Origin of the sequence: Streptomyces sp. CB02261 (assembly GCF_001905665.1) — a bacterium.
Taxonomy (GTDB): domain Bacteria; phylum Actinomycetota; class Actinomycetes; order Streptomycetales; family Streptomycetaceae; genus Streptomyces.
Genome location: NZ_LIVX01000010.1, coordinates 262,132 through 281,952, shown reverse-complemented (window position 1 = coordinate 281,952; position 19,821 = coordinate 262,132). Strand labels below are relative to the sequence as shown.

Genomic DNA, 19,821 nt, shown 5'->3' with positions numbered 1-19,821 from the left:
ACTAGACACCGTGTCCAGCGCTTGTCCCAGAGTGAAGGGCAGATTGCCCACGTGTTACTCACCCGTTCGCCACTAATCCACCCCGAAGGGCTTCATCGTTCGACTTGCATGTGTTAAGCACGCCGCCAGCGTTCGTCCTGAGCCAGGATCAAACTCTCCGTGAATGTTTACCCGTAATCGGGTGACACTCGCGTTGAGCGGGACAGTCAGGCCGGAATAAGGCCGACTGTCCACAGCGTCCTCGCTGTGTATGTTGCCTACCAGTCCACAAGGGGCCGGCAGGACTTTCAAAGGAACCTCGCCATCCGAAGATGGACGGGGTATCAACTAATCTGGCGTTGATTTTTGGCACGCTGTTGAGTTCTCAAGGAACGGACGCTTCCTTTGTACTCACCCTCTCGGGCTTTCCTCCGGGCTTCCCTTCGGTATTTCGTGTTTCCAGCTTAGCAGACCGAATTTTCGTTTCTGCCACCCGCTGGAGCGGGTTGCCGGGCATGGAATTCGCTCTCGCTTTTCCGTTCCCGGCGGGGTCAAACACTACCAGGCTTTTCCGGTCCCTCTGACCACGCCCCCTGCGAGCACGCAGAGGTGTAGACCACTGGGGTTAGGATCTGGCTTGATAGGTGCTGCCGACCCGCGACTCAAGGCCGCGCTGGGGTCAGGCAGGAGTACGACAGTACATCCCACCTTGAGTTGAGGCAAATCGTTTCCGGTAGTCCCTAGCTCCGACCAACTGGTACGTCTCGGGCGGAACTAGGACTTCTCATGACATACGCTTCAGAACAGTACGCCGTCCAGGACAGGTAGTGACGGCGCCACACAATCTCCGCCCCTGGGAGGCTTCCCATGACAACCGTGACGTCGCCGCTTGCTGGACGCGCCATCGGTCTCGCCGCAGTTCCCGACCCGGTCTTCTCCGGTGCGATGGTCGGTCCCGGTACCGCCATCGATCCCGTACGTGAGCCCGGGGAGGCCGTCTCCCCCGTCGACGGGGTCATCGTCTCCATGCACCCGCACGCCTTCGTCGTCGTCGACGGCGAGGGACACGGGGTGCTGACCCACCTCGGCATCGACACCGTCCAGCTCAACGGGCAGGGCTTCGAGCTGCTCGTCAACAAGGGCGACACCGTCACGCGCGGCCAGGCCGTCGTGCGCTGGAACCCCGCGGACGTCGAGGCCGCCGGCAAGTCCCCCATCTGCCCCGTCGTGGCTCTCGAGGCCACCGCGGACTCGCTCTCCGACGTCGTCGAAGACGGTGACGTGAAGGCCGGCGACGAGCTCTTCGGCTGGCGCTGAGCCGGTTCGTCCTCGTGACGACCGCGCGTTCGACATTCAACGCGACGGCGGGTGCCGTCGCTCTATCGGAGACGGGTGAGATGGAGACAACGCTGCGAGGCGTCGGCGTCAGCCACGGTGTGGCGATCGGCGAGGTCCGGCACATGGGTACGGCGGTTCTCGAGCCGCCGGCCAAGCAGATTCCGGCGGACGAGGCGGAGCGCGAACAGGGGCGCGCCCGTCAGGCCGTCGAGGCTGTCGCCGCGGACCTCATCGCGCGCGGCAATCTGGCCGGTGGGGAGGCGCAGCACGTGCTGGAGGCCCAGGCGATGATCGCCCAGGACCCCGAGCTCATCGCCGATGTCGACCGCCGGATCGCCGTGGGCAGCACGGCCGAGCGCGGTATCTACGACGCCTTCTCGCACTATCGCGAGCTGCTCGCCGGTGCCGGTGAGTACATGGCCGGGCGGGTGGCCGACCTCGACGACGTGCGGAACCGGATCGTCGCGCGGCTGCTCGGTGTGCCGATGCCCGGCGTGCCGGACAGCGACGAGCCGTACGTGCTGATCGCACGGGACCTGGCGCCCGCCGACACGGCGCTGCTCGACCCGACGCTGGTGCTCGGGTTCGTGACCGAGGAGGGCGGGCCCACCAGTCACAGCGCGATTCTGGCGCGGGCGCTGGGTGTGCCGGCCATCGTGGCGCTGCCGGGCGCGGGTGAGCTGGCCGAGGGCACGCTCATCGCGGTCGACGGTTCGACCGGTGAGCTCTTCGTGGATCCGAGCGAGGAGAAGAAGGCGGCGCTGACGAAGGCCGCCGCCGAGCGGAAGGCCGCGCTGGCCACGTCCAGCGGGCCGGGTGCGACGTCCGACGGGCACAAGGTGCCGCTGCTGGCCAATGTCGGCGGTCCGGCGGACGTGCCGGCCGCGGTGGAGGCCGGGGCGGAGGGCGTCGGCCTGTTCCGTACGGAGTTCCTCTTCCTCGACGACAGCGAGAAGGCTCCGTCCGAGGAGAAGCAGGTCGAGGCCTACCGCAAGGTGCTCGAGGCCTTCCCCGAGGGGCGTGTGGTCGTGCGGGTGCTGGACGCCGGCGCCGACAAGCCGCTGGACTTCCTGACGCCGGCGGACGAGCCGAACCCGGCGCTCGGTGTGCGGGGTCTGCGGTCGCTGCTGGACCACCCGGAGGTGCTGCGGACGCAGCTGACCGCGCTGGCGAAGGCGGCCGAGGGGCTGCCGGTGTACCTCGAGGTCATGGCTCCGATGGTGGCCGACCGTACGGACGCGAAGGCGTTCGCCGACGCGTGCCGTGAGGCGGGGCTGCGGGCGAAGTTCGGTGCGATGGTCGAGATTCCGTCGGCCGCGCTGCGGGCGCGCTCGATCCTCCAGGAGGTCGAGTTCCTGTCGCTCGGCACCAACGACCTGGCGCAGTACACCTTCGCGGCCGACCGTCAGGTCGGTGCGGTGTCGCGGCTCCAGGACCCGTGGCAGCCGGCGCTGCTCGACCTGGTGGCGCTGTCCGCCGAGGCGGCCAAGGCCGAGGGGAAGAGCTGTGGTGTCTGTGGTGAGGCCGCTTCGGACCCGCTGCTCGCCTGTGTGCTGACGGGTCTGGGGGTCACCTCCCTGTCCATGGGCGCGGCGTCGATCCCGTATGTGCGGGCGACGCTGGCCAAGTACACGCTGGCGCAGTGCGAGCGGGCCGCGGCCGCGGCGCGTGCGGCGGACACGGCGCACGAGGCGCGTGTGGCCGCTCAGGCGGTGCTGTCCGGGGAGTGATTCCCTGGGTGTGCTCGACGAAGGGGCTTTCCGTCACCGAGGTGACGGGGAGCCCCTTCGGCGTGGGTGGGGTCAGTGGTGGGTGGTCCAGTCGTCGTCGGGGTCGGGGGGCAGGGGGAAGCCGGCTCGGTGGTCGACGCCCGGTTCCGGGGAGAGCGGTTCTCCGGTGCGGGCGTCGGTGCAGTAGGCGGCGAAGACCTCGGCCTCGGTGAGGGGTGCGAGGGTGCCGCCGCTGAGGCGCCAGCCGTGGAGCCGGTCGCGGTCGCCCGGGTTGCTGGTACGCAGGACGAGGCCGCCCGGGGCCCCGAGGGCGATGCCGGCGGCGAGGACGGCGGTGAACTCGGCGGCCGCGGTGTCGTCGACGGCGGCGGCGCGCGGGGTGCCGTGGGCGTGGAGGACGGCCAGGAGTTGGTCGTCGGCCGCCGGGACGCTGCAGACGAGGTGGTGGGTGCCGGGGCCCGCGGCGTCGAGGAGCCGGTTGAGGAGTCGGGCGGCGCGCTGGAAGGCGGCCTTGCCGATGTCTTCGCCGCAGGTGGCGCAGTCGCCCGCGGTGGCGAGGACGGTCGTGGCGTACTCCCAGGTGGCGTGGCGGACGGCGGTGTCGATGAGCTCGGGCAGGAGGGTGCTGAGGGGTTGCCCGGTGTAGGTGACCTGGGCGCCGGTGGCGGCGAGGTGAGCGGTGAAGCGGCTGCGGCTGGTGGGGTCGTCGGGGTCGATGGCGGTCTCGGCGCAGTAGGCCGCGTACTCCTCGGGGTCGAAGAGGGTGACGGTGGTGTGGCCGCCCTGGGTGGCGAGGGACCTGAGGAGGGCCTCGATCTGGCGGAGGTAGGTGGTGTGGTCGTCGAAGACGAAGCTCCGGTACCGGCGCATGGCCGTGAAGTCGTGCTCGTCGGCGAGGAGGCCGACGGTGCTGGGGACTTCGCGGCGCAGGGCGCGGCGGAGGTGTGCCTGGGTGGTTCCGGTCCGTGTCATGTCTCCCCCTGGGACGGTCCGATCAGTGCTCACTCACCGTAACCTTCGCCACTGACAGTGACCGCTCGGGGAGGCGTCGGCGGACGAGGCGGCTCTGGGCGGCGCTGGTGGCGACGAGGCCGGCGCCGAGGGCGGTCCAGCCGAGGGGGCCCGCCGCGACCAGGCCGGTCACGAGCAGGGGGCCGACGAAGCGCTGGGTGGACTGGGCGAGGCCGTGGACACCGAGATAGGCGCCCTGGGCGTCGTCGGGCGCCAGGGCGACCGAGATCTCCCACGAGGCGATGGTGTGGATCATCTCGGCGAAGGTCAGGGCGACGGCCGCGACGACGAGGGCGGCGATGGAGAGGGTGCGGCCGCCGAGGGCGGAGGCGGTGAGGGCGAGCGTGCCGACGGCGAAGAGGCCCGCGAGGGGGGCGAGGAGGCGGCGGGCGGCCTCGGTGGAGGAGCCGAAGCGGGAGAGCGGGACCTGGAAGATCACGACGAGGGCGCTGTTGGCGACCAGCAGGAGCGGGGCGAGGCCGACGGGGGCGTCGGTGGCGTGGACGATCCAGAGCGGCAGGGCGACCTGGAGGATCGAGTCGTGGAGGAAGAAGACCGACTCTCCCGCGGTGAAGGCGAGGAATCCCCGGTCGCGCCAGGGGTTGGCGGGCTTGGTGGTGGGGGTCGGCCGTGTGTCGCCGGACGCCGCGGCGATCCGGGAGGAGGCGGGGGCCGGGGGCTCGGCGCAGCGGAGGGTGAGGGCGGCCATCACCAGGTAGGAGAGGGCGTCACCGACGAGCAGGAGGTGGAAGGCGGTGGTGGTGCCGGCGGCGAGTGCGGCGGCGGCACCGAGCCCGCCGAGGGTCCAGCCGATGTTGGAGGTGGTGCGGTTGATCGCCTGGTAGCGGACGCGGTCGGGTCCCGCGATCCGGGCGGCGTAGAGCTTGGTGAGGACGTTGGTGGCGCGGTCGGGCAGCGCGCCCGCTGCCGAGAAGAGGACGAGCAACAGGTAGTCGTCGGTGGTCAGGAGCGCGAGGAGGGCGGTGGCGCGCAGGAGTTGGGTGCAGATGATGACGCGGACGAGGGGGAAGCGGTCGGCGAGGACGCCGCCGAGGGGGGCGCCCGCGATGCCGACCGCGCCGGAGACGGCGATGAGGAGGCCGACCTGTCCGAGCCCGAGGCCGGTGACGTAGGTGAAGTAGAGGGCCATGGCCGTGGACCAGAGTCCGGTGCCGCACTTGTCGATGAAGCCGATGACGAGCATGCGGCGGCCGTCGGGGCCTCCGGGGATGCGGTCCTTGAGGGCTGGTCGGATGGAGCGGGTCGAGCGGCTCATGAGTCCCCCTTGCCAACTGCTTTGTATTGATACATAGTTGATTACGTGACAGCACAATATGCGATCGCTGGGACGACGGCCAAGGGGATTGCCGCGTCCGTCGAACGAGGCGTGTCCGAGGGCGGGCTCGCCCCCGGGGACGCCCTGCCGCCCGTACGGAGGCTCGCGGACGCGCTGGGGGTCAGCCCGGGGACCGTCGCTACGGCCTACAAGGAGCTGCGGCAGCGGGGGCTCATCGTCACGCGCGGCCGGGGCGGGACCGTGGTGGCGGAGGTTCCCTCGGTGGCGTCCCGGCGGCCGCCGCGCGTGCCGGACGGTCTGGTGGACCTGGCCGGCGGCCATCCGGACCCGGCCTTCCTCCCCGTCCTGCGTCCGCCGTCGGCGGTCGCCCCCGTGTACGGGTCCCATCGCGCCGCGCCCCGGCTCGCTGCGCTCGAGGAGCTGACCCGGAGGTGGTTCGAGCGGGACGGGGTGCCGGCGCGGCACGTGACGTTCGCGCACGGGGCGCTCGACTGCATCGCGCGGCTCCTCTCGACGGAGCTGCGCCCCGGTGACGCGGTGGCCGTGGAGGACCCCGGTTTCCACCACCTCCTGGACCTGGTGCCGGCGCTGGGGCTGCGGGTGGTCCCGGTGACCGTGGACGGTGAGGGGCTCGAACCGGAGTCCTTGCGGACGGCGCTTCGGGGCGGGGTCCGCGCGGTCGTCTGCAGCCCTCGGGGGCAGTGTCCGACCGGAGCGTTCTTCACCCGATCGCGGCGGGACGATCTGGTGTCGGTGCTGAGGGAGTTCCCCGAGGTGCTCGTCGTCGAGGACGACCACAACGCGGAGGTCGGCGGGGCCGCGGCGTACACGCTCGCGGCGGCGGGGCTCGACCGCTGGGCGCAGGTGCGGACGGTGTCGAAGCACCTCGGGATCGATCTGCGCTGGGCCGGGGTCGCGTGCGACGCGGTGACGCTGGCGCGGCACGACGGGCGGATGCTGATGACCTCGGGCTGGGTCAGTCACGTGCTCCAGGGCACGGTGGCCGGCCTCCTGGGCGACGAGGCGGTACGCGCGCTCGTGGCGACGGGCGAGGAGGCGTACGGGGAGCGGCGCGCCGCCCTGATCGGTGCGCTCGGGACGTACGGGATCCGGGCGGTCGGGGCGAGCGGGCTGAACGTGTGGGTGCCCGTACGGGACGAGTCGGCGGTCGTGAACGGGCTGCGGACGCGGGGATGGTGGGTCGCCGCGGGGGCGCGGTTCCGGATCGGGGCCCCGCCCGCGGTACGGATCACGACGGCGACGCTCGCGCCCGGCGACGCGACCCGCCTCGCGGCGGACTTCGCCGAGGCGCTCGGCGACGGGCAGGCGACGTACGGGGGGTGAGGCGGGAGCCCTCCGGCGTACCCGGGGCGCTCCGAGACCACCGCCGAGGTCGCCTCCGGCGGGGGTGACTTCGGCCGGGTCACCTCCGGCGGAACGCCTGGGCGCTCCGGGGCTGGAGGGCTCCGAGGCTCGCTGGTGGGCCCTCGGGGCCCGGCGTGCTGCCGGGCACCGAGGGCGTCGAGCGCGGTCAGCCGCGGCGGGAGGCCGCCAGCGTCTCGTAGAAGTGGAGGAGGGTGAGGTCGTCGACCGAGCCGGCGTTGACGGCCTTCGCCAGGGGGGTGCCCTGGAGGAGGCGCTTGACCGGGACCTCGATGCGCTTGCCGGTCAGCGTGTGCGGGACGCCGGGGACCTCGATGATCTCGTCGGGGACGTGGCGCGGGGAGAGCTCGCTGCGGATCGTCCGCTTGATGCGGGCGATCAGCTCGTCGTCGAGGGTGGCGCCCTCCACGAGGTGGACGAAGAGCGGCATCCAGTAGCCGCCGTCCGGCTCCTCCAGGCCGATCACGAGGGACTCGCGGATCTCCGGGAGACGCTCCACGGCCTCGTAGATGTCGGCGCTCCCCATGCGCACGCCCTGGCGGTTCAGGGTGGAGTCGGAGCGTCCGTGGATGACGACCGAGCCGTGGTCGGTGATCGTGATCCAGTCGCCGTGGCGCCAGGCGCCCGGGAACATCTCGAAGTAGCTGTCGCGGTAGCGGCTGCCGTCGGGGTCGTTCCAGAAGTGGATCGGCATGGACGGCATGGGGTTGGTGACGACGAGCTCGCCGACCTCGCCGATGACGGGCTTGCCGGACGGGTCCCAGGCCTGGAGGTCGGTGCCGAGACCCGCCGCCTGGAGCTCGCCGACGTGGACGGGGAGGGTGGGGACGGCCCCCGCGAAGCACGAGCACACGTCGGTGCCGCCGCTGACGGAGGCGATCCAGAGGTTCTCGCGGACCTCGTCGTGGAGCCAGCGGAAGCCGTCGGGCGGCAGCGGGGAGCCGGTCGTGGCGACGCACTGCACCGCCGAGAGGTCGAAGTCGCGGCCGGGGTGGACGTCCGCCTTGGCGCAGGCCATGACGTACGCGGCGGAGGTGCCGTACAGGGTGGCGCGGGTCCGTTCGGCGACGCGCCACTGGGCGGCGGTGTCCGGGTAGCCGGGACTGCCGTCGTACAGGACGACGGTGGTGCCGGTGAGCAGGCCGGAGACCAGGAAGTTCCACATCATCCAGCCGGTGGACGTGTACCAGAAGAACACGTCCTCGGGTCCGAGGTCGCAGTGCAGGCCCAGCTGCTTGACGTGCTCGACGAGGATGCCGCCCTGGGACTGGACGATCGCCTTCGGCAGGCCCGTGGTGCCGGAGGAGTACAGGACCCACAGCGGGTGCGAGAACGGGACCTGTTCGTAGACCGGCTCGACGTCGGCGGCGACGAGGTCGGCCCAGGAGAGCGTGCCCTCGGGGGCCGGGGTGCCCAGGAGCGGGATGTGGACGACCGCGCGGAGGGTGGGCAGCTCGGCGCGGAGCTCGGCGACGGTGTCGCGGCGGTCGTGCTCCTTGCCGCCGTAGCGGTAGCCGTCGACGGTGAAGAGCACGACAGGCTCGACCTGCTGGAAGCGGTCGAGGACGCTGCGGGCGCCGAAGTCGGGGGCGCAGGAGGTCCACACGCCGCCGACGGCGGCGGTGGCGAGGAGGGCGACGACGGACTGCGGGACGTTGGGCAGGTAGCCGCTGACCCGGTCGCCGGGCCGTACGCCGAGGGCGCGGAGTTCCGCGGCGAGGGACCCGACCTGGCGGCGGAGTTCGGCCCAGGTCGTCGGCACGGGGTCATGTGTCTCGTCCACATGGAGCAGCGCCGTGTCGTGGGGGCGCTCGTCGGCGGCGCGCAGGGCGTGCTCGGCGTAGTTGAGGGTGGCGCCGGGGAACCAGTCGGCGCCGGGCATCGACCGGTCGCCGAGGATCCGCTCGTACGGCGTGGAGAAGCGGATGTCGAACCACTCGACGACCGCCTTCCAGAAGGCTTCGAGCTCGTCGACCGACCAGCGGTGGAGTGCCGGGTACCCGCCTTCGGCCGGGGCGCCGTGGTGTTCGGCCGCCCAGGTCTGGAAGCGGGTGACGGCGGCCGTGGCGATGCGTTCCTCGTCCGGCTGCCAGAGCGGCTCGGTCTGCGCTGATGTCATTGGGGCGGCTCCCTGGCTGTACGCGGGGTCGGCGTGTGTCCCGCGCACGTGCTGGGGTGTGCGCGCGACGCGGCTGACAGGACGATGCCATGTGATCGTCTTTCGCACCAGGGCTGCCCGCCCATGGTCGGACAGTTGAATATGTGCTCCCACCACGGGTGAACGGAAGTTGAACGAAGCTCGTATCGCCCCTGGTGGGTGGCAGGGTGATCACCATGGACGGTCGGGAACTGGTGCGTTCGATCAAGGTGTTCGGTTCGGTGCAGGGGTGGCGGACGGTGCGGGCGGCGTGGCGGCAGCGCCGTACGGATGCCTGGGGGCTGCCGCCCAGGGGGCCGGAGCGGGCCAGGGTGCCGGGGCTCGCGACGGGCGCGGAGGCCGCTCCGGGCGGGGGGACGATCCGTTTCGCACGGTCCTCGTTGCGGATCTGTGTGTCGGCGGGCGGCACCGTGTTCTGGGGGTGGGACGGGGCCGGGCCGCTTCCCTCGTACGCCCTGGCCGGGGAGGCGCCGGAACCGGACCCGCGGGCCTCCCTGGAGCCGGACACCGACGGCGGCTGGCGGATCGTGTCGGAGCGGGTGACGGTGGCGGTCTCCCGGCACGGGGCGGTGGAGATCCGGACGCCCGGCGGGGTGATGCTGCGGCGGGATCTGCCGCCCCGCTGGTGGGAGCCGGTGGCGGCCGGCGCGCCGGGCGAGGGCCCGGGGGCCATGGCCGTCACCGAGGCGGTCGAGGGCGAGCGGGACGGAAGGGTGCCGGCGGCGGGCGCTCCTGCCGGGGCGGTGGTGGCGGGCGCGCCCGGCGGGACGGTCGAGGCCGGGCCGGCGCGCTGGGTGCAGCGGAGCGAGGTGCCGGCGGACGCGCGGTTCTTCGGGCTCGGGGGGCGGTCGGCGGGGCCGCGCCTGCGGGACGGCTCGTACCGGCTGTGGAACACCGACCCCAAGGGGAGCTTCGGGCCCGGCGACGACCCGCTCTACCTCACCATGCCCGTGCAGTTCGTCGTCTCGGACGCCGGGACCCATCTCGCGTTCCACGACAACTCCTGGGACGGACGGGTCACCCTCGCCGAGGGCGAGGAGGGGGCGGGGTCGGGGCACGACCGGCCGGGGACCAGCGAGGTCCGGATGGACGGCGGGCCGCTGCGCTGCTGGGTGGTGGTCGGCACCCCCGCGCGCGTGCTCCACGGCTGGTCCGCGCTGACCGGCGCGCCGGCGCTGCCGCCGGACTGGGCGCTCGGGCCGCAGCACGCGCGCTGGGGGTTCGGCAGCGCGCGGGAGGTGCGCCGGGTCGTGGCCGGGTACCGGGAGCACGGGCTGCCGCTGTCCGCCGTACACCTGGACATCGACCACTACGACGGGCACCGGGTGTTCACGGTCGACCGGGAGCGTTTCCCCGATCTGCCGGGGCTCGCGGCGGAGCTGCGGGAGCAGGGCGTGCGGCTCGTGTCGATCGTCGACCCCGCGGTGAAGGCAGAGCCGGGGAACGAGGTCTACGACAGCGGGCGGGCCGCGGGGGCCTTCGTCCGGGACCCGCGGGGCGAGGAGGTCCGCGGGGTGGTGTGGCCGGGCGAGTGCGTCTACCCGGACTTCACCGATCCCGCGGTACGGGAGTGGTGGGGCGGCCTCTACGAGGAGCGGCTCCGACAGGGCTTCGCCGGAATCTGGCACGACATGAACGAGCCGGTGTCCTTCGCCCCCTTCGGTGACATGACGCTGCCGCGTTCCGCGCGGCACGCCCTCGACGGCCGGGGCGGCGACCACCGCGAGGCGCACAACGTGTACGGCCTCACGATGGCGCGGGCCGGGTACGAGGGGCTGCGCCGGCTGCGGCCCGACGAGCGGCCGTTCCTCTTCTCGCGGTCGGGCTGGGCGGGCATGCAGCGGTACGGGGGCACCTGGTCGGGCGACGTGTCGACGGGGTGGCCGGGGCTGCGGGCCTCGCTCGCCCTGGTGCTGGGGCTCGGGCTGTGCGGGGTGCCGTACTCGGGTCCCGACGTGGGTGGATTCGACGGCAGCCCGTCACCGGAGCTGTTCCTGCGCTGGTACCAGCTGGGGGCGTGGCTGCCGCTGTTCCGTACCCACGCGGCGATCGGCGCCGGGCGGCGCGAACCGTGGGAGTTCGGTCCCGAGGTCCTGGAGCACGCGCGCGAGGCGCTGGTCGAGCGGGAGCGCCTGCGGCCGTACTTCACCACGCTGGCCCGGCTGGCCCGTATGACGGGCGCCCCGTACGTACGGCCGCTGTGGTGGGGGACGCCCGAGGACCGGGTGCTGCGCGACTGCGAGGACGCGTTCCTGCTCGGCGACGCGCTCCTCGTGGCTCCCGTCCTGACCCGTGGCGCCGACCGGCGGGCGGTGCGGCTGCCGCGCGGACGCTGGTACGACACGGCGACGGGGCGGGCGTACGAGGGGCCCGGGCAGGTGCTGCTCGACGCGCCGCTCTCGCGTATCCCGGTCCTGGCGCGGGCGGGGGCGGTGCTCCCGGTGCGGGGGGAGGGGGGCGGTCTGGCCCTGGAGGTGTGGGCGCCCGCCGCGGGGCGCACGGGCGGCGGGCTCGTCGTGCGGGACACGGGGGACGGCTGGGAGCCGGCCGAGATCGAGCGGTACCAGTCGCGGCTCGTGGACGGCCGGGTGGTGGTGGAGCGGGTGACGGACGACGGGGTGGAGGCGCCGGGACTGCCGGTGCGGGTGCGGGGGGTGTGACGGCGGGGGCGCATGGCCGGACCGTCTCGGCCGACGCCCGGGCGCGCAGGCGTGTCCGGGCTGCCCGGGCGCAGGCGTGTTCGGGCCGCCCTGGCCGAGACGGATCCGGGCCGCCCTGGCCTGCGCCCGGGCGCAGGCCTGTCCGGACCGTCTCGGCCGACGCCCCGGGCCCTCGCCCGTCAGCCGTACGCCCCGGCGAACCACTTCCGTACCGCCTCCGTGTGGAGGGGGAAGGCCAGGTCCGCGGGCGCGTGGAGGACGTGGTGGCCGCTCGTCTCGTCGGTGGGGGCCGAGGGCGGGAGTTCGCCGGTCGGGCGGGGCGGGAGGAGACCGAAGAGAAGGAGGTGGCCGGCAGGGGAGCTCATCGCGTCGGCGAGGCGGACCCCCTCGGCGGAGGCCTCGATGCCGGTCTCCTCGCGCAGTTCGCGGGCGACGGCGGCGCGCCAGTCCTCACCGTGGTCGATGAAGCCGCCGGGCAGGGCGATCCCGCCCCGCGCAGGCTCGATGGTGCGGGTGATGACGACGAGGCCCGTTCCCGTTCCGTCCGTGACGGGGAGCAGGGCGACGGCCACGGGCAGCGGGTTGCGGTAGGCGGTGTGTCCGCAGGCCGGGCAGGTACGGGGCCAGCCGGCGTCGGCCGGGTGGGCGGCGCCGCAGCAGGAGCAGTGGGAGTCCTTCACGGGCCGACCGTACGCGATCACCCTTTCTCGGCGCTGCCGGAACTGATAGACGGTGTGCATGACAGGACTTGCTTCCGCTTTCCGTACCCTCGCCGTCACGGCCGCGGCCGGGCTGCTCGCCGTCACGGGCGCCGTCGCCGCCCCCGCTCCCCCGGCCTCGGCCGCGCCGGAGCCCAAGGCCCCCCGGGAGTTCGTGGCCCTGAGCTCGGTGGACCGGACGATCCTTCAGGAGATGCGCTACACGACTCCGCACAACTTCGTGGGTGAGCCGGTGGACGGTTACCGGCAGCCGCTGTGCATCCTGACCCGGCCGGCCGCCGAGGCGCTGCACCGCGCGCAGACGCGTCTCCTCGCGCGGGGCTACACGCTGAAGGTGTACGACTGCTATCGGCCGCAGCGGGCCGTCGACCACTTCGTGCGGTGGGCGAAGGACCTGGAGGACGAGCGGATGAAGGAGGAGTTCTATCCGCTCGTCGACAAGTCGAGACTGTTCGCGGACGGGTACATCGCGGAGAAGTCGGGACACAGCCGGGGGTCGACGGTCGACCTGACGATCGTGCGGCTGCCGGCGGCGCCCACGCGCGCGTACGTGCCGGGCGAGCGCCTGGTCGAGTGCTACGCGCCCCGGTCGGAGCGGTTCCCGGACAACTCCGTGGACATGGGGACCGGGTACGACTGCTTCGACACGCTCTCGCACACCGACGACCCCCGGATCCAGGGCGTGCAGCGGGCCCACCGGCAGCTGCTCAAGGCGACGCTCGCCGAGCAGGGGTTCGTGAACCTGCCGGAGGAGTGGTGGCACTTCACGTTCAAGCCGGAGCCGTTCCCGAGCACGTTCTTCGACTTCCCGGTGGCGCGGAGGTCGGTGGCCGGCCACTGAGCCTTCCGCGTCCGACGCGCCCGTGCCACACTGCTGACGGATCGTCAGATAACGGTGTGGCGGGCGTGCCCGCGGCTCGGGGAGGCGGCTCATGACGGCACGGACGCGCAGACCCGTGGTGGCCGGGTGGTTCACCGACGCCACCGGCCCCGAGGCGGACTTCCGGCTGCTCGGCACGCGGTGCACGGCCTGCGCGTCGGTCTTCTTCCCGCGCGAGGACGACGCGTGCCGCAACCCCGGCTGCCCGGGCGGCGGCACGCTCGCCGAGGTGCCGCTCTCCCGGCGCGGCCGAGTCTGGTCCTACACGGACGGGCGGTACCGTCCGCCCGCCCCGTACGTCTCCGACCCGGACGCGCCCTGGGAGCCGTACACCCTCGTCGCCGTGGAGCTCGCGGCCGAGGCGATGGTGGTCCTCGGGCAGGCCGCGCCCGGGGTGACGCCGGCGGATCTGGCCGTCGGGGCGGAGGTCGAGCTGGTGCCCGGCGTCCTGAACGAGGACGACCGTCACGTCTGGACCACGTGGAACTGGCGGCCCGTGCCGCCGGCCGCACGGGAGGAGCCGTCGTGAACGACATCGCCGTCCTCGGGGCCGGGATGCACCCCTGGGGCAAATGGGGGCGGAGCTTCGTCTCCTACGGGACGGCCGCGGCCCGCGCCGCGCTCGCCGACGCGGGCCTGGAGTGGGGCGACATCGGGTCGATCGTCGGCGCCGACACGATGCGGTGCGGCTATCCGGGATACGTGGCGGGGGCGACCTTCGCCCAGGCCCTCGGCTGGCAGGGTGCGCGGGTCACCAGCGTCTACGCCGCCTGCGCGTCGGGCGCCCAGGCCATCGGGGCCGCGCGGGCACAGATCCTGGCCGGGCTCGCGGACGTGGTGCTCGTCGTCGGGGCGGACTCGACGCCCAAGGGGTTCTTCGCGCCGGCCGGGGGCGAGCGGCCCGACGATCCCGACTGGCTGCGGTTCCGCGTCCTCGGCGCCACCAACCCCGCGTACTTCGCGCTGTACGCGCGCCGCAGGATGGCCCTGTACGGCGACACCCCCGAGGACTTCGCCCGGGTGAAGGTGAAGAACGCGGCGGCCGGCGCGCTCAACCCGCTGGCCCGCTACCGGAGCCCGGTGACCGCCGAGGCGGTGGCGGCCTCAGCCGTCGTCGCCGACCCGCTGCGGCTCCTCGACATCTGCGCCACCTCCGACGGGGGCGCCGCCCTCGTCCTGTCCAGCATGGAGTTCGCGCGCCGCCACGGGCACGCCGATCCGGTGCGGGTCCGTGCCGTGTCGACGGTCTCCCCCACGTACCCCAAGGCGGTGCTCGACCTCCCGGACATCGCGACCGACTCGGCGGTGGCCGTCGCTCCCGCCCCGCGCACCTTCCGTGCCTCCATCGCCCGCGCCGCCTACGAGGAGGCCGGGATCGGGCCCGAGGACCTGTCGGTCGCGGAGGTGTACGACCTGTCCACCGCGCTGGAGCTGGAGTGGTACGAGGACATCGGGCTCTGCCCGGTGGGCGAGGGCGCCAAGCTGCTCCGGGAGGGGGCCACGGCCCTCGGCGGCCGTCTTCCCGTCAACACCAGCGGCGGACTCGCCTCCTTCGGCGAGGCGGTGCCCGCCCAGGCCCTCGCACAGGTCTGCGAGCTGACCTGGCAGCTGCGGGGTACGGCCGGCGACCGCCAGGTGGCCGGGGCGCGGGTCGGCATCACCGCGAACCAGGGCCTGTTCGGGCACGGGTCGGCGGTGGTGGCGGTGCGCTGAAGCCCCCGCGTGCGGGGGCCTCGGCCGCAGAGGTGGAGAGCCCCCGCGTGCGGGCCTTCGGCACGCGGGGGCCTTCCGTCAGGTCGTCGCGCCCGCGTGGGTCCGGTCCGCGAGGACCAGGGCGTGCTGGACGACGGCCACGAGGACGTTCTTCACGGACTCGCGATCGCGGGCGTCGCACATCACGAGCTCGACCTCGGGATCCAGGTCGAGCGCCCCCCGCACGCTCTCGGCGGGGAAGCGCTGGGCGCCCTCGAAGCAGTTGACCGCCACCGTGAAGGGGATGCCGCGCCGCTCGAAGTAGTCGATGGCGGCGAAGCTGTCCTCCAGGCGTCGGGTGTCCGCCAGGACGACCGCGCCGAGCGCGCCCTGCGCCAGCTCGTCCCACAGGAACCAGAACCGGTCCTGGCCCGGAGTGCCGAACAGGTACAGGACGAGGTCCTCGCGGAGGGTGATCCGGCCGAAGTCCATGGCGACCGTGGTGGTCGTCTTGGCCTCCACACCGTTCAGGTCGTCGACGGGCCGCCCCGCCTCGCTGAGCATCTCCTCCGTCCGCAGGGGCCGGATCTCGCTGACCGCGCCCACCAGGGTCGTCTTGCCGACCCCGAATCCGCCGGCGACCAGGATCTTCAGGGTCATCGGCTCGACGAAGGGCTTGTTGCGGCTAGAGCGCCCGAAGGCCATTGATCACCTCGCGGAGAATGCTCACGTCCGGCAGCTCGGCCGGCGGAACGGGGCGGGTCACATGGACGAGTTCGTCCTCGACGAGATCACCGACGAGAACCCGGACCACCCCTACGGGGAGGTCGAGTCCGGCGGCGAGCTCGGCGATCGACTGGGGCTGCTCGGAGCAGCGTTCGACGATCTCCACGTGTTCGGGGGAGAGCGTCTGGTCCCGGCCGGGGTCGTCGGCTGCGGGCTCGGGAACGACCAGCGCGATCAGATCGAGCCGGTGACGGGTGGCGGCGCTGGTCCGACCGCGGGTCATCGCGTACGGACGGACCACCGGCCCGGCCTCGTCGTCGAACCAGTGGTGCGGGGCCGGGCTCTGGTCCAGCTGGTTCCGCTCGGCTGCGTCACTCATGCCGTCCGACTCACCCTCCCGAGGGCAGACCGGTCCGGGGGGCCGTGGCGAGGTGGGCCCCGACCCGCTTCACCATCAGCGTCATCTCGTAGGCGACCTGGCCCACGTCCGAGTCGGCGTCGGCGAGCACGGCCAGGCAGCTGCCGTCACCGGCGGCCGTGACGAAGAGGAACGCGTCCTCGAGTTCGACGACGGTCTGACGGACCTGGCCCGCTTCGAAGTGGCGTCCGACGCCCTTGGCGAGGCTGTGGAAGCCGGAGGCCACGGCGGCCAGGTGCTCGCCGTCCTCCCGGGTGAGGTCCTGGGAGGCGCCGGTGGGGAGGCCGTCGCCGGAGAGCACCAGGGCCTTCCGGATGGAGCCGACGCGCTGGACGAGCTCGTCGAGGAGCCAGTTCAGCTCGCCGTTTCCGTGGACGTGGCCGGAGGTGCTGGGTGCTGCGGCGTTCGGTGCGGTCATCGACCGTCCCCCTCGGGTGTCGTTCCTTGTGCTGTCGGGTCGTCGGGGTCGGCGTTGTGCCGCCGTCCGCGCTGCCAGCCGCGCTGCATGGCGGCCATGCGCGCGCGTACCTCCTCGGCGTCGCGCTCGAAGGAGTCGGCGTCGGCGGGCGCGGCGCCTCCGCCGGTACGGGCGTCCGCGCGCCCGCCCGCACCGCGGTCGGCGGGGCCGTCGGTCGCACGCAGCTGCGGCGCGAGGCTCGCCTGGCGGACGCGGCGGGGCAGTCCGCCGAACGGCTCGGGGAGCTCGGGCTCGGCGGGACCGTGGGGCTCTGCCCGGCGCTTCGGCGGGACCGAGCCCTCCGCCGGGACGGGGACGAGGGTGGGGCCGGTGCCGGGCCTGGGGACGCCGGAGCCTGGCCTCGGCGGCTGCGGGTCGTCCTGTCCGGTGCCGTGGGCGAGGTGGCCCCGGGCACCCGACGCCCCGGGAGCGGGGTGCGCCCGGCCGGTGAGCGACGGGTCCTGAGCGGAGAGGTGGTGGTCCCGGGCAGGGAACACCGGTGCGCGCTCGGGGCCCTCGTGGCCGTGGTCGGAGAGCCCGTGGGCCCTGTCGGAGGTGCTGCCGGGAGGCGAGTCGGCTCGGGGCGGGAGCGGCTGTGCGTGGCCCGGGTCGTCGGCGCGGGTCGGGAGGGTACGCGCGCGGTCCGGGTCGCCCGCGCGGGTCGGGAGGGCGTGCGCGCGGTCCGGGTCGTCGACGCGGCGGCCGTGGTCGGCGACGAGGGTCGGGGTGACGCGGCGACGCGGCAGCGGTACGGGGGCTCCCCCGTCGGCCGACGTCTCGCCGTGGCCGTTCGTCCGGTCCGCGGCCGGCTGGTGCTGCTCTCCCGCGGGTGCGAGGCCGCCTCGACGCCTGCCGCGGGGCAGGAACAGGCCGCCGCGCTCGCTCTCGGTGTCGAGGAGGTCCGCGGACCGGTCGAGGAGCACGTCGAAGTCCTCGCTGCCGACGGGGCCCTCGAGTTCGACGGGGCCGTCGAGCGGGGCGGGTCCCTCGGTCACGTCCGGGACCCTGGCGAGCGCCGGGCGCCGGCCGGGGAGGGCGCCGCCCTCGGGCGTCCCCTCGTCGGCCGGGACGGTGCGCTCCAGCGTCTTGCGGTCGAGGCGGAAACCCGCGCCCTGGGTCTCCGGCGCGTCGGTGAGCAGCGCGGCCGGGATGAAGACGACCGCGGTGGTCCCGCCGTACGGGGAGGTCTGGAGCGAGACGCGGACGTTCTGCCGCTGGGCCAGCCGGCTGACCACGAAGAGGCCGAGGCGGTCGGTATCCGAGAGCTCGAACTCGGGGGTCTCGGCGAGCCGCAGGTTGGCGTCGAGGAGCGCGTCGGGGTTCATGCCGAGGCCGCGGTCGTGGATCTCCAGGGTGAAACCGTTCGCGACCCGCTCGCCGAGCACCTGGACGGCGGTGTGGGGCGGCGAGAACACCGTGGCGTTCTCCAGGAGTTCGGCGATGAGGTGGGTGAGGTCCGCGACGGCGGGGCCACCGACGCCCAGACGGGGAAGGCGGCGCACCTCGATCCGCTCGTAGTCCTCGACCTCGGCGACGGCGGCGCGGACCACGTCCATGAGCTGGACGGGCTTGCGCCACTGCCGGGAGGGCGCGGCGCCGGACAGGATGACGAGGCCCTCGGCGTGGCGTCGCATACGGGTCGTGAGGTGGTCGAGCCGGAAGAGGTCGGCCAGCTCGTCGGTGTCCTCGGTGCGCCGCTCCATGGTGTCGAGCAGGGTGAGCTGACGGTGGAGCAGGACCTGGTTGCGGCGGGCGAGGTTGACGAAGACCTCGGAGACGCCGCGCCGCAGCTCGGCCTGCTTGACGGCGGCTTCGACGGCGGCGCGCTGCAGGGTGTTGAGGGCCTGGCCGACCTGGCCGACCTCGTCCTCTCCGTAGGCGAGGTGGGGCACTTCGGTAACGACGTCGACCTGTTCGCCGGCGGCGAGCCTCCGCATGACGCTGGGGAGGCGTACGCCGGAGACCTCCTGGGCCTCCTTCTGGAGGCGGCGCAGGTCGCGGACGAGCGCGCGGCCGATCCGGACGGAGATGACGATCGAGGCGAGCAGGGCGAGGAAGCCGAGGACGCCCGCGATGCCGGCCTTGAGGAGGACGCTGTACGCGGCGGGCTGGACCCGGTCCTGGTAGCGGTCGCCCGCGGCGGTGTTCTCGCGGGCCAGGTCGTCGAGGACGGGGCCCGCGTGGTCCTGCCAGTAGGCGGGTCCGACGGCGCGCGGGTTGTCGGTGGGGCCCTCTTCGATGATCGCGTTCTCGGCGACGCGAAGCGGCCTGGTGTCGGGGCTGCGCCAGTACTTCTCGAAGCGCTCGCGTTCGGCGGCGGGCAGGAGTTCGAGGTTGACCTCGTAGAACTGCTCGCGGTTGGCGATGAGGTCGGATATCTCGCGGATCTCCCGGGCGGTGACGCGGTCCGCGACGAGCGCGGAGAGGACGAGGGCGTCCTCGCGGGAGAGCAGCTCACGCGCGCGGGTGATGCCGACGAGGGCGCGGCCCTGCTTGTCCATCTCCACGTTCTCGAGGGCGTGGAGGGTGACGAGGAAGCTGTAGCAGGGGTCGACGAGCCGGTTGTAGAAGTCGAGGGCCTGCATGCGGCCGATGTCCCTTTTCTCCACGGAACGGCGCAGCGAGGCGAGGCCGTCGAGCGCCTGGAGGAGGGAGGTGAGCCGTTGGGCGGTGACGGGGCGCATCTCCTCGCGTACGCCCGGGTCGGCGGCGTTGGCGCGGATGCGGGCGATCTGGCGGTCGGTGGCCCGGCGGGTCTCGCGCAGGGAGCCGAGGGCGTCGGAGCCCCGGGGGTCGGCGAGGTAGATCAGCGACTGGCGGCGTTCGAGCTGGATGACCCGGGCGGTGTCCTCCAGCGGATAGCCGACCTTGTCGACGATGTAGCCGACGTCGAGGAGCTGGTCGGCCTCACGGCCCGTGAGGGCCGTGGCGAATCCCCAGAGACCGGTGAGGGAGACGAGCGGTACGAGGAGCAACGCCACGATCTTCCGGCGGATGGACTTCCCGCGAAAGCGCATGGCCTCCCCCAGCTCGGCCCCCGTGTGCGCGGGGGTCCTTCACGTTCGTGACGTCCGGCGTCAACACGCGGCGTCAACCTTGAGTTCCGACACTTGAGTTTCAACAAACGGCGGCGCGAGCCTACTACTGCATCAGGGCCTTCCCGAAGGCATGTCCGCGCTATTTTCAGCCTGTCGAGTGAGTGTTGATCATGAGATGTCCTGCTATTCGGTGAGTTGGGGTCGGCCGCTGTGGCGCAGGACACCTGATGACGCGCCAATTTCCCACCGTCAGGGGATGGCTCGAATTGTTCGTTCCGCTCCACTCCGTGTCATGTTCACCCGGGGGCGGGCGAAACCTTTTCCCTCTGGCGTGC

At 73.0% G+C, this 19,821-nt stretch carries 15 protein-coding genes and 1 rRNA gene; 7 read left to right on the top strand and 9 right to left on the bottom strand.

Annotation, left to right across the window (positions count from 1 at the left end; all coding sequences use genetic code 11):
* Window positions 1–164: ribosomal RNA gene (locus AMK29_RS36850) — 16S ribosomal RNA — on the bottom strand; the annotation flags it as partial.
* 682 nt (window positions 165–846) lie between these two features.
* Here AMK29_RS36850 and AMK29_RS29710 point away from each other — a divergent pair.
* Window positions 847–1,296 carry a PTS sugar transporter subunit IIA gene (locus AMK29_RS29710; protein WP_073818810.1) on the top strand — a complete coding sequence of 150 codons (450 nt, stop codon included), beginning with the start codon at window positions 847–849 and terminating at the stop codon, window positions 1,294–1,296.
* 80 nt (window positions 1,297–1,376) lie between these two features.
* Window positions 1,377–3,047, top strand: a complete 1,671-nt coding sequence (gene ptsP, locus AMK29_RS29705; RefSeq protein ID WP_073818808.1) for a phosphoenolpyruvate--protein phosphotransferase — start codon at window positions 1,377–1,379, stop codon at window positions 3,045–3,047.
* A gap of 72 nt (window positions 3,048–3,119) precedes the next feature.
* On the opposite strand, the gene AMK29_RS29700 is transcribed toward ptsP, so the two are convergent.
* Window positions 3,120–4,019, bottom strand: coding sequence for a hypothetical protein (locus tag AMK29_RS29700; protein WP_073818806.1), 900 nt, complete (start codon window positions 4,017–4,019; stop codon window positions 3,120–3,122).
* A gap of 22 nt (window positions 4,020–4,041) precedes the next feature.
* On the bottom strand, window positions 4,042–5,334 hold the full coding sequence (locus AMK29_RS29695; protein WP_274535652.1) for an MFS transporter: 1,293 nt from the start codon (window positions 5,332–5,334) through the stop codon (window positions 4,042–4,044).
* Window positions 5,335–5,379: 45 nt separating this feature from the next.
* On the opposite strand from AMK29_RS29695, the gene AMK29_RS29690 reads away from it, so the two are divergent.
* Window positions 5,380–6,699, top strand: coding sequence for an aminotransferase class I/II-fold pyridoxal phosphate-dependent enzyme (locus AMK29_RS29690; RefSeq protein ID WP_073818802.1), 1,320 nt, complete (start codon window positions 5,380–5,382; stop codon window positions 6,697–6,699).
* A gap of 187 nt (window positions 6,700–6,886) precedes the next feature.
* Here AMK29_RS29690 and AMK29_RS29685 read toward each other — a convergent pair whose 3' ends face one another.
* Window positions 6,887–8,857, bottom strand: coding sequence for an acetoacetate--CoA ligase (locus tag AMK29_RS29685; RefSeq protein WP_073818800.1), 1,971 nt, complete (start codon window positions 8,855–8,857; stop codon window positions 6,887–6,889).
* A 215-nt stretch (window positions 8,858–9,072) separates the two neighbouring features.
* On the opposite strand from AMK29_RS29685, the gene AMK29_RS29680 reads away from it, so the two are divergent.
* Window positions 9,073–11,556 (top strand): glycoside hydrolase family 31 protein, encoded by a 2,484-nt coding sequence (locus AMK29_RS29680; protein ID WP_073818850.1) that lies wholly within the window; start codon window positions 9,073–9,075, stop codon window positions 11,554–11,556.
* A gap of 179 nt (window positions 11,557–11,735) precedes the next feature.
* Here AMK29_RS29680 and AMK29_RS29675 read toward each other — a convergent pair whose 3' ends face one another.
* A complete protein-coding gene (locus AMK29_RS29675) occupies window positions 11,736–12,296 on the bottom strand; it encodes an NUDIX domain-containing protein (protein ID WP_073818798.1) in 561 nt (186 codons plus the stop codon).
* On the opposite strand from AMK29_RS29675, the gene AMK29_RS29670 reads away from it, so the two are divergent.
* From AMK29_RS29670 to AMK29_RS29660, 3 genes are all read left to right on the top strand, one after another.
* Window positions 12,295–13,116, top strand: a complete 822-nt coding sequence (locus AMK29_RS29670) for a M15 family metallopeptidase (protein ID WP_073818796.1) — start codon at window positions 12,295–12,297, stop codon at window positions 13,114–13,116. The genes AMK29_RS29675 and AMK29_RS29670 overlap by 2 nt on opposite strands.
* Window positions 13,117–13,207: 91 nt before the next feature.
* Window positions 13,208–13,684: a Zn-ribbon domain-containing OB-fold protein gene (locus AMK29_RS29665; RefSeq protein ID WP_073818794.1), complete on the top strand. Its 477-nt coding sequence runs from the start codon at window positions 13,208–13,210 to the stop codon at window positions 13,682–13,684.
* A 26-nt stretch (window positions 13,685–13,710) separates the two neighbouring features.
* Window positions 13,711–14,868, top strand: a complete 1,158-nt coding sequence (locus tag AMK29_RS29660; RefSeq protein ID WP_073818848.1) for a lipid-transfer protein — start codon at window positions 13,711–13,713, stop codon at window positions 14,866–14,868.
* Window positions 14,869–14,946: 78 nt separating this feature from the next.
* On the opposite strand, the gene AMK29_RS29655 is transcribed toward AMK29_RS29660, so the two are convergent.
* Genes AMK29_RS29655 through AMK29_RS29640 form a run of 4 tightly spaced genes read right to left on the bottom strand, consistent with a single transcriptional unit; the run spans window position 14,947 to window position 19,465 of the window.
* Window positions 14,947–15,552: a GTP-binding protein gene (locus AMK29_RS29655; protein WP_073818792.1), complete on the bottom strand. Its 606-nt coding sequence runs from the start codon at window positions 15,550–15,552 to the stop codon at window positions 14,947–14,949.
* Entirely contained in the window at window positions 15,533–15,952 is a 420-nt protein-coding gene (locus AMK29_RS29650; RefSeq protein ID WP_073818790.1) for a DUF742 domain-containing protein, read from the bottom strand. The genes AMK29_RS29655 and AMK29_RS29650 overlap by 20 nt, the downstream gene beginning before the upstream one ends.
* A 10-nt stretch (window positions 15,953–15,962) precedes the next feature.
* Complete coding sequence (locus tag AMK29_RS29645) at window positions 15,963–16,409, bottom strand: roadblock/LC7 domain-containing protein (protein ID WP_073818788.1); 447 nt, start codon at window positions 16,407–16,409, stop codon at window positions 15,963–15,965.
* A complete protein-coding gene (locus AMK29_RS29640) occupies window positions 16,406–19,465 on the bottom strand; it encodes a sensor histidine kinase (RefSeq protein ID WP_073818786.1) in 3,060 nt (1,019 codons plus the stop codon). Before AMK29_RS29640 ends, AMK29_RS29645 begins: the two co-directional genes overlap by 4 nt.
* Between the last annotated feature and the right edge of the window lie 356 nt (window positions 19,466–19,821).

Coding starts and splice junctions, on each gene's coding strand:
- AMK29_RS29645 (WP_073818788.1), bottom strand. CDS start 16,409: ATGACCGCACCGAACGCCGCAGCACCCAGCACCTCCGGCCACGTCCAC.
- AMK29_RS29675 (WP_073818798.1), bottom strand. CDS start 12,296: ATGCACACCGTCTATCAGTTCCGGCAGCGCCGAGAAAGGGTGATCGCG.
- AMK29_RS29640 (WP_073818786.1), bottom strand. CDS start 19,465: ATGCGCTTTCGCGGGAAGTCCATCCGCCGGAAGATCGTGGCGTTGCTC.
- AMK29_RS29700 (WP_073818806.1), bottom strand. CDS start 4,019: ATGACACGGACCGGAACCACCCAGGCACACCTCCGCCGCGCCCTGCGC.
- AMK29_RS29670 (WP_073818796.1), top strand. CDS start 12,295: ATGACAGGACTTGCTTCCGCTTTCCGTACCCTCGCCGTCACGGCCGCG.
- AMK29_RS29685 (WP_073818800.1), bottom strand. CDS start 8,857: ATGACATCAGCGCAGACCGAGCCGCTCTGGCAGCCGGACGAGGAACGC.
- ptsP (WP_073818808.1), top strand. CDS start 1,377: ATGGAGACAACGCTGCGAGGCGTCGGCGTCAGCCACGGTGTGGCGATC.
- AMK29_RS29680 (WP_073818850.1), top strand. CDS start 9,073: ATGGACGGTCGGGAACTGGTGCGTTCGATCAAGGTGTTCGGTTCGGTG.
- AMK29_RS29660 (WP_073818848.1), top strand. CDS start 13,711: ATGCACCCCTGGGGCAAATGGGGGCGGAGCTTCGTCTCCTACGGGACG.
- AMK29_RS29710 (WP_073818810.1), top strand. CDS start 847: ATGACAACCGTGACGTCGCCGCTTGCTGGACGCGCCATCGGTCTCGCC.
- AMK29_RS29665 (WP_073818794.1), top strand. CDS start 13,208: ATGACGGCACGGACGCGCAGACCCGTGGTGGCCGGGTGGTTCACCGAC.
- AMK29_RS29650 (WP_073818790.1), bottom strand. CDS start 15,952: ATGAGTGACGCAGCCGAGCGGAACCAGCTGGACCAGAGCCCGGCCCCG.
- AMK29_RS29695 (WP_274535652.1), bottom strand. CDS start 5,334: ATGAGCCGCTCGACCCGCTCCATCCGACCAGCCCTCAAGGACCGCATC.
- AMK29_RS29655 (WP_073818792.1), bottom strand. CDS start 15,552: ATGGCCTTCGGGCGCTCTAGCCGCAACAAGCCCTTCGTCGAGCCGATG.